The sequence below is a fragment of the Burkholderia sp. NFPP32 genome, from assembly GCF_900119325.1.
In the GTDB taxonomy this organism is placed as follows: Bacteria; Pseudomonadota; Gammaproteobacteria; order Burkholderiales; family Burkholderiaceae; genus Burkholderia; species Burkholderia pyrrocinia_C.
Genome location: NZ_FPJP01000033.1, coordinates 21,257 through 34,492, shown reverse-complemented (window position 1 = coordinate 34,492; position 13,236 = coordinate 21,257). Strand labels below are relative to the sequence as shown.

Annotated in this window: 13 protein-coding genes; 9 read left to right on the top strand and 4 right to left on the bottom strand. The window is 67.5% G+C overall.

The genetic code is table 11. From position 1 onward, the window contains the following. Positions 1-445: 445 nt before the first annotated feature. Entirely contained in the window at positions 446-805 is a 360-nt protein-coding gene (arsC, locus tag BT264_RS34200; RefSeq protein WP_072444960.1) for an arsenate reductase (glutaredoxin), read from the top strand. Positions 806-927: 122 nt separating this feature from the next. On the opposite strand, the gene BT264_RS34195 is transcribed toward arsC, so the two are convergent. Both BT264_RS34195 and BT264_RS34190 read right to left on the bottom strand, forming a co-directional pair. Beyond that, positions 928-1,143 carry a zf-HC2 domain-containing protein gene (locus BT264_RS34195; protein ID WP_034181509.1) on the bottom strand — a complete coding sequence of 72 codons (216 nt, stop codon included), beginning with the start codon at positions 1,141-1,143 and terminating at the stop codon, positions 928-930. Then, on the bottom strand, positions 1,121-1,720 hold the full coding sequence (locus BT264_RS34190) for an RNA polymerase factor sigma-70 (protein WP_072444958.1): 600 nt from the start codon (positions 1,718-1,720) through the stop codon (positions 1,121-1,123). Before BT264_RS34190 ends, BT264_RS34195 begins: the two co-directional genes overlap by 23 nt. Before the next feature lie 367 nt (positions 1,721-2,087). On the opposite strand from BT264_RS34190, the gene BT264_RS34185 reads away from it, so the two are divergent. Then, on the top strand, positions 2,088-2,642 hold the full coding sequence (locus tag BT264_RS34185; RefSeq protein WP_072444956.1) for an NADPH-dependent FMN reductase: 555 nt from the start codon (positions 2,088-2,090) through the stop codon (positions 2,640-2,642). Between the two features lie 66 nt (positions 2,643-2,708). Here the strand turns inward: BT264_RS34185 and BT264_RS34180 are convergent, their stop codons facing one another. Next, on the bottom strand, positions 2,709-4,952 hold the full coding sequence (locus tag BT264_RS34180; protein WP_072444954.1) for a hybrid sensor histidine kinase/response regulator: 2,244 nt from the start codon (positions 4,950-4,952) through the stop codon (positions 2,709-2,711). A 470-nt stretch (positions 4,953-5,422) separates the two neighbouring features. On the opposite strand from BT264_RS34180, the gene BT264_RS34170 reads away from it, so the two are divergent. The 3 genes from BT264_RS34170 to BT264_RS34160 are packed head-to-tail and all read left to right on the top strand — an operon-like array spanning position 5,423 to position 7,345. Further along, positions 5,423-5,791, top strand: coding sequence for a response regulator (locus BT264_RS34170; protein WP_034181513.1), 369 nt, complete (start codon positions 5,423-5,425; stop codon positions 5,789-5,791). Next, on the top strand, positions 5,784-6,410 hold the full coding sequence (locus BT264_RS34165) for a chemotaxis protein CheC (RefSeq protein WP_034181514.1): 627 nt from the start codon (positions 5,784-5,786) through the stop codon (positions 6,408-6,410). The genes BT264_RS34170 and BT264_RS34165 overlap by 8 nt, the downstream gene beginning before the upstream one ends. Next, the gene (locus BT264_RS34160) at positions 6,407-7,345 is read left to right on the top strand and encodes a GGDEF domain-containing protein (protein ID WP_072444950.1); all 939 of its coding nucleotides are present in this window, start codon (positions 6,407-6,409) and stop codon (positions 7,343-7,345) included. The genes BT264_RS34165 and BT264_RS34160 overlap by 4 nt, the downstream gene beginning before the upstream one ends. A gap of 51 nt (positions 7,346-7,396) precedes the next feature. Here the strand turns inward: BT264_RS34160 and BT264_RS34155 are convergent, their stop codons facing one another. Continuing rightward, positions 7,397-8,281 (bottom strand): alpha/beta fold hydrolase, encoded by an 885-nt coding sequence (locus BT264_RS34155; protein ID WP_072444948.1) that lies wholly within the window; start codon positions 8,279-8,281, stop codon positions 7,397-7,399. A 194-nt stretch (positions 8,282-8,475) separates the two neighbouring features. On the opposite strand from BT264_RS34155, the gene BT264_RS34150 reads away from it, so the two are divergent. The 4 genes from BT264_RS34150 (at position 8,476) to shc (ending at position 13,187) form a co-directional block, all read left to right on the top strand. Further along, the gene (locus BT264_RS34150; RefSeq protein ID WP_034181517.1) at positions 8,476-8,808 is read left to right on the top strand and encodes a hypothetical protein; all 333 of its coding nucleotides are present in this window, start codon (positions 8,476-8,478) and stop codon (positions 8,806-8,808) included. A gap of 278 nt (positions 8,809-9,086) precedes the next feature. Beyond that, positions 9,087-9,935 (top strand): presqualene diphosphate synthase HpnD, encoded by an 849-nt coding sequence (gene hpnD / locus BT264_RS34140; protein ID WP_072444946.1) that lies wholly within the window; start codon positions 9,087-9,089, stop codon positions 9,933-9,935. A 13-nt stretch (positions 9,936-9,948) separates the two neighbouring features. Then, positions 9,949-11,202: a hydroxysqualene dehydroxylase HpnE gene (hpnE, locus tag BT264_RS34135; RefSeq protein ID WP_072444944.1), complete on the top strand. Its 1,254-nt coding sequence runs from the start codon at positions 9,949-9,951 to the stop codon at positions 11,200-11,202. An 11-nt stretch (positions 11,203-11,213) separates the two neighbouring features. Then, a complete protein-coding gene (shc, locus tag BT264_RS34130) occupies positions 11,214-13,187 on the top strand; it encodes a squalene--hopene cyclase (protein WP_072444942.1) in 1,974 nt (657 codons plus the stop codon). Positions 13,188-13,236 lie beyond the last annotated feature (49 nt).

Genomic DNA, 13,236 nt, shown 5'->3' with positions numbered 1-13,236 from the left:
GCCGACTCTGCATGAATTCGGCAAACGGGGATGCCCCGACACGGCAGCACATCGATGCGATGATCGCTTCGGTGCCGTGACTGTCGACGCTCGTCGGCGCGATGAATCGCCCGGTGCCCTGTCGAGCGATCGCTGGCTTTATGCGCATAAACCAATCGGCGTACCACGCTAGCGCCTGCGCTTTTCGCCACCCGTGCACGCATCACGATGCGTAGGCTCACGAATCCTTATCCTTGCCGCACGACTTTATGCGCATAAACACATCAGTCCTTTGAAGCGTATCCACGATACAACGCCTCTCCCGTGACCCGTGTCGCTGGCGGAGTCTTCCCGTCAACCGGCCTCCCCAAAACATCGAATCCGCGCACGGCTACCCCATCGCCGCCCCCACCGAAACACCCAATCCAGACTGGCTACAATACAGCCCTCTCCCATCCAGACCTGAATGATGATCACGATCTATCACAACCCCCGGTGCTCGAAATCACGCGAGACGCTTGCATTGGTCGAGACGCTGAACACGACCGCCACGCCGGTGAACGTCGTCGAATACCTGAAGACGCCGCCGACGGTCGAGGAACTGGAAGCGCTGCATCGGCAACTCGGCCGCCCGGTTCGCGACATGCTGCGCGACGGAGAGGAGCCGTACAAGACACTGGATCTGGCACGCGCGGATCTGACCGATGCGCAAGCCTACGAGGCGATTGCCGCTCATCCGGTTTTGCTGCAGCGTCCGATCGTCGTCTATCGCGGGAAGGCGGCCATCGGCCGGCCGCCCGAATCGGTGCAGGCGCTGTTCGAATAATTCTTGCCCGGCGTATTTTTCTTACTGCATCAGCCCGGCGTGCACGCCAGCAATCGAAGCCGGTGGGATCGCCGGGCAGCGCAAACCCACAGCCCGGACGACAGCGGCAACGCGGGCCGGATCTAGCCCGCCCCGGACGACGTGTCGTCGTCGCCCGGTTCCCGCCCCGCCGCCGCTTTCGCGGCCGTCCGCAGCAGTGCAATCTGCCCGCGATAGGCTCTGCAGCCACTGCAGGTCGGCAGGTGCACGCGCACCTGCAGGCGCTCATGCAGGGTCAGATGCCGGTCCAGCGCATCCGACAGCAGTCGCGTCACGTCAGTACATTTCCCCGGCAGCATCTTCGGTCGTCAGTCCTTTTTCGCTCAGGCAGGTTCGCAGGCGCGTGCGCGCCCGATACAGCAGCACGCTGCAATGATTCGTCGTCAGCGTCAATTCGCTGCAGATGTCCGTCATCTCGACGTCGAGGAATTCGCGCATCATGAACACGCGCCCGATCTGCTCCGGAAGATGGTCGAGGCAGACCTGGAACAGCGTCCAGAACTGCTGCTGCTGCAACAGCGTTTCGGGGCGCGGCCACGGCCGCGGCTTCGCATGCGCGGCCCAGTGCCCGTTTTCCTTGAACAGCTCGCGATCGAGCACGGATTCGCCGTCGAGCTCGGCGTCGAGCGCGGACAGGCTCACCGTCCGCTGCCGCGCACGCAGCACGTCGATCAGCTTGTTGCGCAGGATGCCGAACACCCAGGTCTTGTGGGCCGACAGCCCCGCGAAATCGCCCGCGTGCGACCACGCGGCGGTCAGCGCTTCCTGCACGGCGTCTTCGGCCGCGTCGGCATCGCGGAGCTGGAGTCGCGCGAAGCGCAGCAGGTCGCGCCGCAGTTGCGCGAGATAAACGGGGTCGTCGTATGCGGACGGCATGTCAGGGTGGCAGTGTCTCGAGGCGATCGCGCTTGCGTCACAGGGCGGGCGCATCGCGGTGCGAGCAGCTTACTGGGCGCGCTGCCGGCCTGCAACGTCTGTTCCGTCACGAATTCACGAAACCGGCGGGCGCGCTGCGCTATGCTTGCCGAAACCCGTATCGCGCACCGAAGGCGCCGCGCGGCGGGCAGTTTGTAACATCAGAACATAACGGTCGAGTTATCCACAATTTCTGTGGAAAACCTTGTGGAAAGTCGGCCGGACGGCCCCGTCGGGCGGTTCGCGGGCTGGCTTGCCTATAAACAGACCTTTGTCACCTGTTCGGAAGCAATCGATCCGATTCCTCACTCACCGGAAGGAGAACGTCATGTCCTATCGTATTGCGGTCGTCGTCGGCAGCCTGCGCCGCGCTTCGTCGAACCGCGCACTCGCGCACGCGTTGATCTCGCTCGCCCCCGCCGATTTTTCGTTCGAGTTCGTCGAGATCGGCGAACTGCCGCTGTACAGCCAGGACTACGACGCGGATTTCCCGGAAGTCGCGAAGCGCTTCAAGCAGTCGATCGAAGCCGCCGATGCGCTGTTGTTCGTCACGCCCGAGTACAACCGGTCGATTCCGGGCGTGCTGAAGAATGCGCTCGACTGGGGCTCGCGCCCGTGGGGTTCCAACTCGTGGTCGGGCAAGCCGGGCGCGGTGCTCGGCACGTCGCCGGGCGCGACGGGCACCGCGCTCGCACAGCAGCACCTGCGCAACGTGCTCGCGTACCTCGACGTGAAGACGCTCGGGCAGCCCGAGATGTTCATCAAGCACGACCCGGCGCGCATCGACGAGCAGGGCCAGATCGTCAGCGAGGACACCCGCAAGTTCCTGCAAGGCTTCGTCGATCGCTACGCGGGCTGGGTGCGCCTGCTGAAGGCGGCCTGACGACGCCGGCCTGATCGCGGCGGCCGTTCAGGCCGCCGACGTCGGCGCCGGCCCGCAGGCAGCGGGTTACGTGCCGGTGTGTCGCGCGTCGCGCGCTTCGCGGATGCCCAGCAGGATCTCGTCGAGCAGCGCGATGTCGAACGGCTTCGACAGCACGCGGACGTTGACGGTGCGCGTGCGGTCGAGCTCCTCCGCATAACCCGTGACGAGAATCACGGGCAGCTTCCCCGGCCGCTTCTCGACCGCTTCGGCGAGGTCGATGCCGTTCAGGCGGCCCGGCATGTGGATATCCGAAATCACGAGGTCGAACGCATCGTTCGCGGCCGCGCCTTCGATCAGGCGCAACGCGTCGTCGGCGGTGGGTGCATAGGTCACGCGGTGCCCGAGCAGCGAAAGCAGCGCTTCGGTGCCGGCCGCGACTTCGCTGTTGTCCTCGACGAGCAGCACGTGCAGTCCGGCGAGCGCGCTTGCGTCTTGCACGACGGCCTGCGGCCGCACGACGACGTCCTCGGCACGCGCGCGCGGCAGGTAGAGGCGCACCGACGTGCCGGCGCCGACCGCGCTGTCGATCGTCGCGAGGCCGCCCGAGCGTTCGCAGAACGCGAACACCTGCGGCAGCCCGAGCCCCGTCCCCATCCCCTGCGCCTTCGTCGTGAACAGCGGTTCGAACGCGCGCGCAAGCACGTCGGGCGCCATGCCCGAACCCGTATCGTCGAGCGAGATCTGCACGAAATCGCCGGTCAGCGGAAAGCCGTCCTCGCGGCGCAGCGTCACGTTGCGCGCGCCGACCGTGAAGCGGCCGCCGGTCGCCATCGCGTCGCGCGCATTGACCGCGAGGTTGATCACCGCGAGCTCGAGTTCCGCAACGTCGACGCGAATCGGCCAGACGCCGGGCTCGATCGCGACGACCAGCGACGATTTCGAACCGAGCGACGTCTTCAGCAGTTCGCGGCACGTGCCGACCCATTGCCCGATGTCGATCGTCTCGTTGTGCAGCGGCTGCTTGCGCGCGACGCCGAGGAGCTGGCGCGTGAGCGACTGCCCGTTCTTCAGCGCGCGTTCGATCGCGCCGAGTTCCTTGTCGAGATGCTGGACGCCGCGCCGCCGCGCGATCTGCACGTTGCTCGAGATGATCATCAGCAGGTTGTTGAAGTCGTGCGCGACGCTGCCGACGAGGTTGCCGAGCGCCTGCATCTTGCGCGACTGCCGGTACGCCGATTCGATCGAGCGCCGCATCGACGCCTCCGCCTGCCAGCGGTCCCACGCCTCCTCTTCCGCCTTCAGCCGCTTGAGCGACAGCCAGATCACGGACCACAGCGCGATCGACGGCGCGAACATCGAGATGAACAGCACGCTCAGGTGTTCGTACCATTCATGCCAGATCGCCGACGTGCGGTACGCGCACGACACATAGACGGGATAGCTGCCGACCTGGCGGTACGCGACGATCTCGCTGCTTGCGCCGTCGTGGCGCACGCGCACGACGCCCGCGCGCGGATCGTTGCGCGCGTCGCCGAACGTGGCCGTGCGATCGGTATGCGCGAGCGACGGCGGCGGCGGATACGATGCGATCACCGCGCCGTCCGAGCGCGCGAGCGCCATCGTCATCGGCGTGCTCGCGCCGCCGAGCAGGTCGCGGTAGAACGCGTTGAAATACGACGATTTCAGCGCGATCGACACCATCCCGGCGAACGAACCGTCGCTATGACGCCGCGCGACGCCCGTGTTGAATACGGGAATGTTCTCGAGCTTGAGCGGCCCCATCATCAGCCGCGAGATGTGTTCGATGACCTTGCCGTCGCGGATGCCGGCGAAGTCGTCGCGGTTCGCGATCGACGCATAGGGCGCCGGATAGTAGAGGCTGTTGGCGAGCAGCATCCCGCTCGCGCCGAAGATCGACACGGCGGCCACCTGCGGGTAGCCGCCGCCGATCGTGTTCAGCGCTTCGTGGATGTCGGATTCCCTGTTGCGTACGGTCGCGTCGTCCATGTCCTGCACGAGATCGACGATGCGCGCATCGAGGGTTTCGCTCAGGTCGAACACCTTGAGCGCGTGCTCTTCGGCGACGCGTACGGTGCGCATCGTCACGTCGCTCGCGGCGGCCTCGCGCGCCTTCAGGTCGTTGTACGCCATCACCACCACGTAGATGCACGGCAGCACGATCGCCGCGACGAGCAGCACGATCAGCGTCACGCGGCGGACCGCGAAATCGTGCTCGGGCGCACCGGCCGCATAGGTGCCGTCGTCCTGCCAGTCGTCGGCGGGAGCGGAGGCGGGGGCGTGGGAGTCGGCAGGCCGGTCGGACGTCATCGAAGCAGCGGGTGAGGCAGAGGTGCCTGCCATCATAAACGAGTTGCGACGGCCCGCCGCACCGCGCCGTACGAGCACGATCCCGTCGATTCCGACAGGGGGAAATTGTCGGATTGAAAACGCGACGAATCCGGCAGCGCAAACGTACACAAGGAAAAATTTTGCGTACTTATCTCGAAAATGGTCGGAGCTGTTTTCGGAATGACGCGCGATCGGATCGATTCTGTTCGAAATGGTGAAAATGGCGAGTTGCACCGACTTCGGTTTACTCCGAGAATCGCGCCTTGCTTTCCCTATGACAGATATATGCGCCCGCCGGCGTTCGCCGCGCGGTGCGTCGCGCGCACCTGCGTCGCGGCGCCCGAGCACGGCCGCCAGGCGGTTGCCTGCGCCCGAACGCATGGCGCCTCAAGAAGTGCGCCGCGCGGCCGTTAACGCGAGAGAGACCACTCCGTATACCGCATCGCCCCATGCCTTTGCCGATTGTAATTGCCGACGATTCGCTGCTCGCTCGCAAACTTCTGACAAAGGCGTTGCCGGGAGACTGGGACGTTGACGTCGCGTATGCAGCGAATGGTCGCGAGGCCCTGGCGCTCTATCGTGACGGCAAAGCTTCCGTGATGTTTCTGGACCTGACGATGCCCGACATGAGCGGATATCAGGTCCTGGAAACACTGCGCCACGAAGATCTGAACACGTTCGTGATCGTGGTATCCGCCGATATCCAGCCGCAGGCGCAAGCACGCGTGCGCGAATTGGGCGCGATCGCATTCGTTGCCAAGCCCGTGACGTCGGACGCATTGCTGCCCATTCTCAAGGAGTATGGGTTGTATGCCTGAATCGGTGTTCACGGCGGAGCAACGCGACGCGTTGCAGGAAATCGCCAACCTTGCAATGGGCCGCGCCGCCGCGCGGCTTGCGTTGCTGCTCGGGCGCTTCATCGAGCTGTCGGTGCCGCGCGTGCGCGTCGTGAAAGCGGCCGACGCGGGCGACGCGCTGCGCGAGATGACGGGCATTCACGACAACGTGACCGCCGTGCGCCAGGGCTTCCGTTCCGACATCAAGGGCGAGGCGATCGTGCTGTGCCGCAGCGCGGGCGTCGCGCGGCTCATGACGATCGTCGACCGCACGTTCGGCGACGGCGTGTACGGCGGGATGGCGACGCCGGACGAGCTCATGTTCGACGTCGCGAACGTGCTGATGGGCGCATGCGTCGCGTCGATCCTCGACGAGCTCGGCCGCAAGCCCGTGTTCTTTCCGCCGGGGCTGCTCGGTTCGAACGTGTCGTTCGACGACGTATTCCAGCCGCCCGAGCTCGCGTGGAGTGTCGCGCTGCTGCTCGAGGTGAACTTCGGGCTCGAGGATCATGCGTTCCGTGCCCACTTCGTGATGCTGATGGCCGAGGATTCGATCCGGCTGATGGGCGACGCGCTCGACGCGTTGCTGTCCGCGCTATGACGGCCGCCGCGCCGTCGCTGAGCGACCTCGTGATCGAGCGGGTGGGCTTCGGCCTGTTCGTGCTCGACCGTTCGATGTGCGTGCTGATGTGGAATCGCTTCATGCAGGACCACAGTGGCATCCCGGCCGCCGACGTGATCGGCCGCAACCTGTTCGACTGCTTTCCGGACCTGCCGCGCGCATGGCTGTCGCGCAAGCTCGAGAGCGTGTTCCAGCTCGGCAGCTTCGCGTTCAGCTCGTGGGAGCAGCGGCCCTACCTGTTCCGCTTCGAGCACGACCGGCCGATCACCGGCGGGGTCGACTACATGCAGCAGGACTGCACGTTCATGCCGCTCACGCGCGGCCGCGAGGTCGAGGCCGTGTGCGTGACGATTTCCGACGTCACGCATGTGAGCGTGATGCAGCGCGAGCGCGAGGAAGCGGTCGCGAAGCTGCGCGAACACGCGAATCGCGACGGCCTGACCGGCATCGCGAACCGGCGCTTCTTCGAGGCGCGGCTCGGCGACGAATTCGCGCGCTGGCAGCGCTACGGCGGCGACATGTCGGTGCTGCTGTTCGACCTCGACCACTTCAAGACGATCAACGACCGCTTCGGGCATGCGGCCGGCGACGCCGTGCTGCGCGAGACGGCGCGCCGCGTCGCGTCGATCGTGCGTGCGCAGGATACGTTCGGCCGTTTCGGCGGCGAGGAATTCGCGCTGCTGCTGCCGTGCACGAGTCTCGACGAGGCGATGCTGGTGGCCGACAAGGTGCGCGACGCGATCGGCAGCTCGCCGGTCGATGCCGAGGGCGTCAGCGTGCCGGTGACGGCGAGCGTCGGCGGCGCGTGCGCGAAAACGGGCGCGCCGACCTGCGACGTGCTCGTCAACGAGGCCGACGCCGCGCTCTATCGCGCAAAGCGGCTCGGGCGCGATCGTTCGGTCGCCTACGCGTAGGCGCGCCCGCCCCGCATCGCGCGAAGCGGCTTCGCCCCGCGCGTGCCGCGCTCAGCTTTTCGCGATGTCGGCCAGCACGCCGGCCAGCACGGCCGGTTCCGACACGAACGGCGAATGGCTGCTGTCGAGCTGGTGCACGTGGGTCGGGTTGCCGGGCGCGAACGCGTCGGCTTCGTCGATGAAGCGCTGCTGCAGCGCGGGCAGGATCACGCGATCCTGCAGGCACTTGATGTAGTGACGGTCGATCGCGCCCCAGCGCGCGGCGGTCGTCGGGATCGCGGTCGCGAACGGCGCGGCCGGCACGTCGCAGGTCATCAGGTTCGCGACGGCCTCGAAGTCGGCCTGCGGTGCGTCGTCGTACAGCGCGCGCTTCATCGTGTCGCGATACGCGGCGTCGCCGCTGCGCGGATCGATGCGCAGCGCACCGGCGACGCGCGGGCTCGCGAGCATCAGCGCGCCGAGCATCTCGCCCTTGTTCTCGGGCGCGCGCACGTAGTCGAGGCCCGGCACGCCCGACGCAGGCATGAACGCCGCGAGATAGACGATCTTCGCGATCTTTTCCGGCGCGCGTTCGGCGGCCGCCGTGATCGCGAGGCCGCCCATGCTGTGCCCGACCAGCACGACCTTGCCGCGGCCGAGCGCATACGCGTCGTCGACGGCCTGCATCACCTGCGTCGCGTAATCGTCGAGCGTCGTGTTCGCGACCGGCGACGGCTCGGCGCCGAACGCGTCCTTGTCGAGCGGCCGTTCGAGATAAGACGCGGGAAAGCGGGCGTTGATGCCGTGCGCGGGCAGGTCGCGCGCGATCGACAGGTAGCCGCGCGCGGCCAGCGCTGCAGCGACGTGCGCGTAGCACCACGCGCCGTGCCACGCGCCATGCACGAGCACGAACACGGGGTGGTCGGCCTGCTGGGGGGCGGTTATGTTCGTCTCCATGGGGTGTTCGTGTTTTTTCGGGAAAGCTGTCATCTTAGACGAACCCGTGCGCGTCCAAGCGCGAACGCACGGTGCGATCGCGTTATCGACAGCGGTCCGTCCCTCTTGTCTCGCGCAGGCCACATTTCGTCCGGATCCGATATGAATTTGAGCCGAAGCGCGCTAATTTGTTGCTTTGCTCGCGATTGCGCCCCATGAACGTCGACTATCTCTTCTACCGGAAGCCTGACAAACCCGGCCCCTATTCGCTCGACGACCTGGGCGACATTGCGCCGCCGATCGGCCCGGGCGACCTGGTGCGCGCGGGGATCGCGCGCGTGTTCGAGCAGATCGACTGGCAGGAGTCGCCCGACGTGCCGGGCGCGTGGTTCGGCACGGGCGGCGCGGTATTCCAGTTCACCGTGGAGCCCGACGGCCGCGTGACGAGCTTCATGGGCTCGCGCCTCGAACGCCGCTCGATGCTGCAGCTCACCCGCGAAATGGGGCTCATTGCGCTCGACCTGCAGCGCGATATCGTTTACGGCTGACGGGCCGCCGGCGCCCGCTGGTGTCGAGTGGCGCCCGTTCCCGCCGAGGCCGGCCGCGCCGGCCTGCCAACGGCCCCCGGCGCCCCGCCGGACATGGCGCGTGTCCGCCATCGAACTTCAAAGATTGCTATACTTTCGCCCAATTCCGGCTTCCGGCCGGTAATTTGTGCCTGTCTGCGTCGATCGTTCGCATATCTCGCACGCATTGACACCCTGACCATCCCAGCCGGGCATGGCTTCTTCAATCGCCCCGCGTGGGTGTCTCCGTGGAGCTTGTCTTGGCCGTTTCCAATTCCGTCGTGGACGAACAAGAAACCGACGCCGCTGCCGTCACATCGGGCAGTTCCTTCTATCTTGCGATGCGCATCCTGCCGGCCGTGCAGCGCGATGCGATGTTCCAGGTCTACGCGTTCTGCCGCGCGGTCGACGACATCGCCGACAGCGACCTGCCGCGCGCCGAGCGCACCGCGGGCCTCGATCGCTGGCGTGCGGACATCGACGCGTGCTTCGCGGGCCGCCCGCCGCGCCATCTGGCCGCGCTGGATCGCGAGATCCGCGCATTCAACCTGCAGCGCGACGATTTCCACGCGATGATCGACGGAATGGCGATGGACGCGGTAGAAGACATCTGCGCGCCCGACGAGCCGACGCTCGACCTCTTTTGCGATCGCGTGGCGAGCGCGGCCGGGCGGCTGTCGGTGAGGATATTCGGGATGCCGGAAGCCGAAGGGATCGAGCTGTCGCACCACCTCGGTCGTGCGCTGCAACTGACGAACATCCTGCGCGACATCGACGACGACGCGGCGATCAACCGCTGCTACCTGCCGCGCGAGCTGCTTGCGCGCGAAGGCATCGCGATCGCCGATCCGGCGACGATCGTGCGCGATCCGGCGCTGCCGCGCGTGTGCGCGACGCTCGTCGAGCGCTCGCTCGAGCACTTCCGCCAGGCCGACGCGGTGATGGATACCTGCCCGCGTGCGCAGGTGAAGGCGCCGCGCATCATGTCGGGCGCGTATCGCTGCATTCTCGAAGCCGCGATCGCACGCGGCTTTGCCGCCCCGCGCGCCCCGCTGCGCAAGCCGAAAGCGCGCATGCTGATGATCGCCGCGCGCTACGCGCTGTTCTGAGTCGACCGAGTCGATGCCCAGAACCGTCCACGTGATCGGTGCCGGACTCGCGGGCCTGTCGGCCGCGGTCGAGCTGCAACGCCGCGGGCGGCACATCGTGCTGCACGATGCGCACGCGCATGCGGGCGGCCGCTGCCGATCGTGGTTCGACGGGACGCTGAACACGACGCTCGACAGCGGGCTGCATGTGGTATTCGCGGGGCAGGCGGCAACGCAGCGCTACCTGCGCGCGATCGGCGCGGCCGATCAGCTGGTCGGGCCCGCGCTGCCTGAATTTCCGGTCGTCGACGTCGCGTCGCAGCAGCGCTGGACGCTGCGCTTCGGCAACGGGCGCTGGCCGTCGTGGCTGTTCGACGCCGCGTCGCGTGCGCCTGGCACGACGCCGCTCGACTACCTCGCGCTCGCCCCGCTCGCGTTCGCGCGCACGGGCCGCTCGCTCGCACAGACGATGCGATGCGACGGCGTGCTGTGGGATCGTTGGCTGCGGCCGTATTTGCTCGGGGTACTGAACGTCGAGCCGCGCCACGCGAGTGCCGAGCTCGCGCGCGCGGTGCTGTGCAGCACGTTTGCCGCGGGCGGCCCCGGCTGCCGTCCGCTCGTCGCGCGCCACGGGCTCGGCAGCGCATTCGTCGAACCGGCGCTGCGGATGCTGCAGCACGGCGGCGCGCAGATCCGGCTGAACTCGCGGGCTGACGCGTTCGAGTTCGGCGCGCACGGCAATGCGATCGATGCGGTCGCGATCGGCGGCGAGCGCGTCGATCTCGCGCCGGGCGACGCGGTCGTGCTGGCCGTGCCGCCCGAGGTCGCGTTGCCGCTCGTACCCGAACTCACCGCGCCGGATACATTCAGCGCGGTCGTGACCGCGTATTTCGCGGCCGAGCCGCCGGCCGGCAGCCCGTTGCAGACGACCGTCGTCAACGGCGTCGTCGATGCGGTGCGCGCCGGCGGCGGCCAGCTCGCGGCGACGATCCGCGATGCGGGCCGCTGGCTCGACATGCCGCACGACACGCTCGCGCGGCGGATCTGGGAAGACGTCGCGCGCGTGACCGGCGCGAAGCCGGAAACCATCCCCGCGTGGCAGCTCGTCGTCGAGCCGCGCGCGGGCTTTGCGGCGGTGCCGTCGCAGGAAATGAAACGTCCGGCCGTGCGTACGCGCTGGACCAATCTTGTGCTGGCGGGCGACTGGATTGCCACCGGCTTGCCCGCCACGATCGAGGGCGCGATCCGTTCCGGCCAATTGGCCGCGGACGTGCTCCAGACACAATAAGAGAGGGACCGATGAACGATCTCACCGAAATGGCTACCCTGTCCGCCGGCATCGCGCCGGCCGGCGTCGACGCGGCCGTCGCGCGTGCGACCGACGCGCTGCTGGCTGCGCAGAACGCGGACGGACACTGGGTCTACGAACTCGAAGCCGATTCGACGATTCCCGCCGAATACGTGCTGCTCGTCCACTATCTCGGCGAGACGCCGAACCTCGAGCTCGAACAGAAGATCGGCCGGTATCTGCGCCGCATCCAGCAGGCGGACGGCGGCTGGCCGCTGTTCACCGACGGCGCGCCGAACATCAGCGCGAGCGTGAAGGCGTATTTCGCGCTGAAGGTGATCGGCGACGACGAGAACGCCGAGCACATGCAGCGCGCGCGCCGTGCGATCCACGCGATGGGCGGCGCCGAGATGTCGAACGTGTTCACGCGCATCCAGCTCGCGCTGTACGGCGCGATTCCGTGGCGCGCGGTGCCGATGATGCCGGTCGAGATCATGCTGCTGCCGCAATGGTTCCCGTTCCACCTGTCGAAGGTGTCGTACTGGGCGCGTACCGTGATCGTGCCGCTGCTCGTGCTGAACGCGAAGCGCCCGCTCGCGAAGAACCCGCGCGGCGTGCGCATCGACGAGCTGTTCGTCGATCCGCCCGTCAACGCCGGGCTGCTGCCGCGCCAGGGTCACCAGAGCGCCGGCTGGTTCGCGTTCTTCCGTGTGGTCGACCATGCGCTGCGCGCGGTCGACGGCTTGTTCCCGAGCTATACGCGCGAACGCGCGATCCGCCAGGCCGTGTCGTTCGTCGACGAGCGCCTGAACGGCGAGGACGGCCTCGGCGCGATCTATCCGGCGATGGCCAACGCGGTGATGATGTACGACGTGCTCGGCTACGCGGAGGATCATCCGAACCGCGCGATCGCGCGCAAGGCGCTCGACAAGCTGCTCGTCGTGCAGGAGGACGAAGCGTATTGCCAGCCGTGCCTGTCGCCGGTGTGGGACACGTCGCTCGCGGCGCACGCGCTGCTCGAAACCGGCGATGCGCGCGCCGAGGAAGCCGTGCTGCGCGGCCTCGACTGGCTGCGTCCGCTGCAGATCCTCGACGTGCGCGGCGACTGGATCTCGCGCCGCCCGAACGTGCGGCCCGGCGGCTGGGCGTTCCAGTATGCGAACGCGCACTACCCGGACGTCGACGATACGGCCGTGGTCGTGATGGCGATGGACCGCGCGCAGAAGCTCAGGCAGTCGGACGCGTACCGCGAATCGATGGCGCGCGCACGCGAATGGGTCGTCGGCATGCAGAGCAGCGACGGCGGTTGGGGCGCGTTCGAACCGGAAAACACTCAGTACTACCTGAACAACATCCCGTTCTCCGATCACGGCGCGCTGCTCGATCCGCCGACGTCCGACGTGTCGGGCCGCTGCCTGTCGATGCTGTCGCAGCTCGGCGAGACGGCCGCGAACAGCGAGCCGGCCCGCCGCGCGCTCGACTACATGCTGAAGGAGCAGGAGCCGGACGGCAGCTGGTACGGCCGCTGGGGGATGAACTACGTGTACGGCACGTGGACCGCGCTGTGCTCGCTGAACGCGGCCGGCCTCGGGCCTGAAGACCCGTGCATGAAGCGCGGCGCGCAGTGGCTGCTGTCGATCCAGAACAAGGACGGCGGCTGGGGCGAGGACGGCGACAGCTACAAGCTGAACTACCGCGGGTTCGAGCAGGCGCCGAGCACGGCGTCGCAGACGGCCTGGGCGCTGCTCGGCCTGATGGCGGCCGGCGAGGTGAACAACCCGGCCGTTGCGCGCGGCGTCGATTACCTGATCGCCGAGCAGAACGAAGAGGGTCTGTGGGACGAGACGCGCTTCACGGCGACGGGCTTCCCGCGCGTGTTCTACCTCCGCTACCACGGCTATCGCAAGTTCTTCCCGCTGTGGGCGCTCGCGCGCTACCGCAACCTGAAGCGCGACAACGCGACGCGCGTCACGGTCGGGATGTAACGCGTGGGCGCATCACGGCACAACGGCGCATTGCCCGTCATCGCGGTGA

Excerpts from the sequence above, each read along its gene's own strand:
- BT264_RS34170 (WP_034181513.1), top strand. The coding sequence starts at position 5,423 with ATGCCTTTGCCGATTGTAATTGCCGACGATTCGCTGCTCGCTCGCAAA.
- BT264_RS34195 (WP_034181509.1), bottom strand. The coding sequence starts at position 1,143 with ATGCTGCCGGGGAAATGTACTGACGTGACGCGACTGCTGTCGGATGCG.
- BT264_RS34155 (WP_072444948.1), bottom strand. The coding sequence starts at position 8,281 with ATGGAGACGAACATAACCGCCCCCCAGCAGGCCGACCACCCCGTGTTC.
- BT264_RS34190 (WP_072444958.1), bottom strand. The coding sequence starts at position 1,720 with ATGCCGTCCGCATACGACGACCCCGTTTATCTCGCGCAACTGCGGCGC.
- BT264_RS34165 (WP_034181514.1), top strand. The coding sequence starts at position 5,784 with ATGCCTGAATCGGTGTTCACGGCGGAGCAACGCGACGCGTTGCAGGAA.
- BT264_RS34180 (WP_072444954.1), bottom strand. The coding sequence starts at position 4,952 with ATGACGTCCGACCGGCCTGCCGACTCCCACGCCCCCGCCTCCGCTCCC.
- shc (WP_072444942.1), top strand. The coding sequence starts at position 11,214 with ATGAACGATCTCACCGAAATGGCTACCCTGTCCGCCGGCATCGCGCCG.
- arsC (WP_072444960.1), top strand. The coding sequence starts at position 446 with ATGATGATCACGATCTATCACAACCCCCGGTGCTCGAAATCACGCGAG.
- BT264_RS34185 (WP_072444956.1), top strand. The coding sequence starts at position 2,088 with ATGTCCTATCGTATTGCGGTCGTCGTCGGCAGCCTGCGCCGCGCTTCG.
- hpnE (WP_072444944.1), top strand. The coding sequence starts at position 9,949 with ATGCCCAGAACCGTCCACGTGATCGGTGCCGGACTCGCGGGCCTGTCG.
- BT264_RS34160 (WP_072444950.1), top strand. The coding sequence starts at position 6,407 with ATGACGGCCGCCGCGCCGTCGCTGAGCGACCTCGTGATCGAGCGGGTG.
- BT264_RS34150 (WP_034181517.1), top strand. The coding sequence starts at position 8,476 with ATGAACGTCGACTATCTCTTCTACCGGAAGCCTGACAAACCCGGCCCC.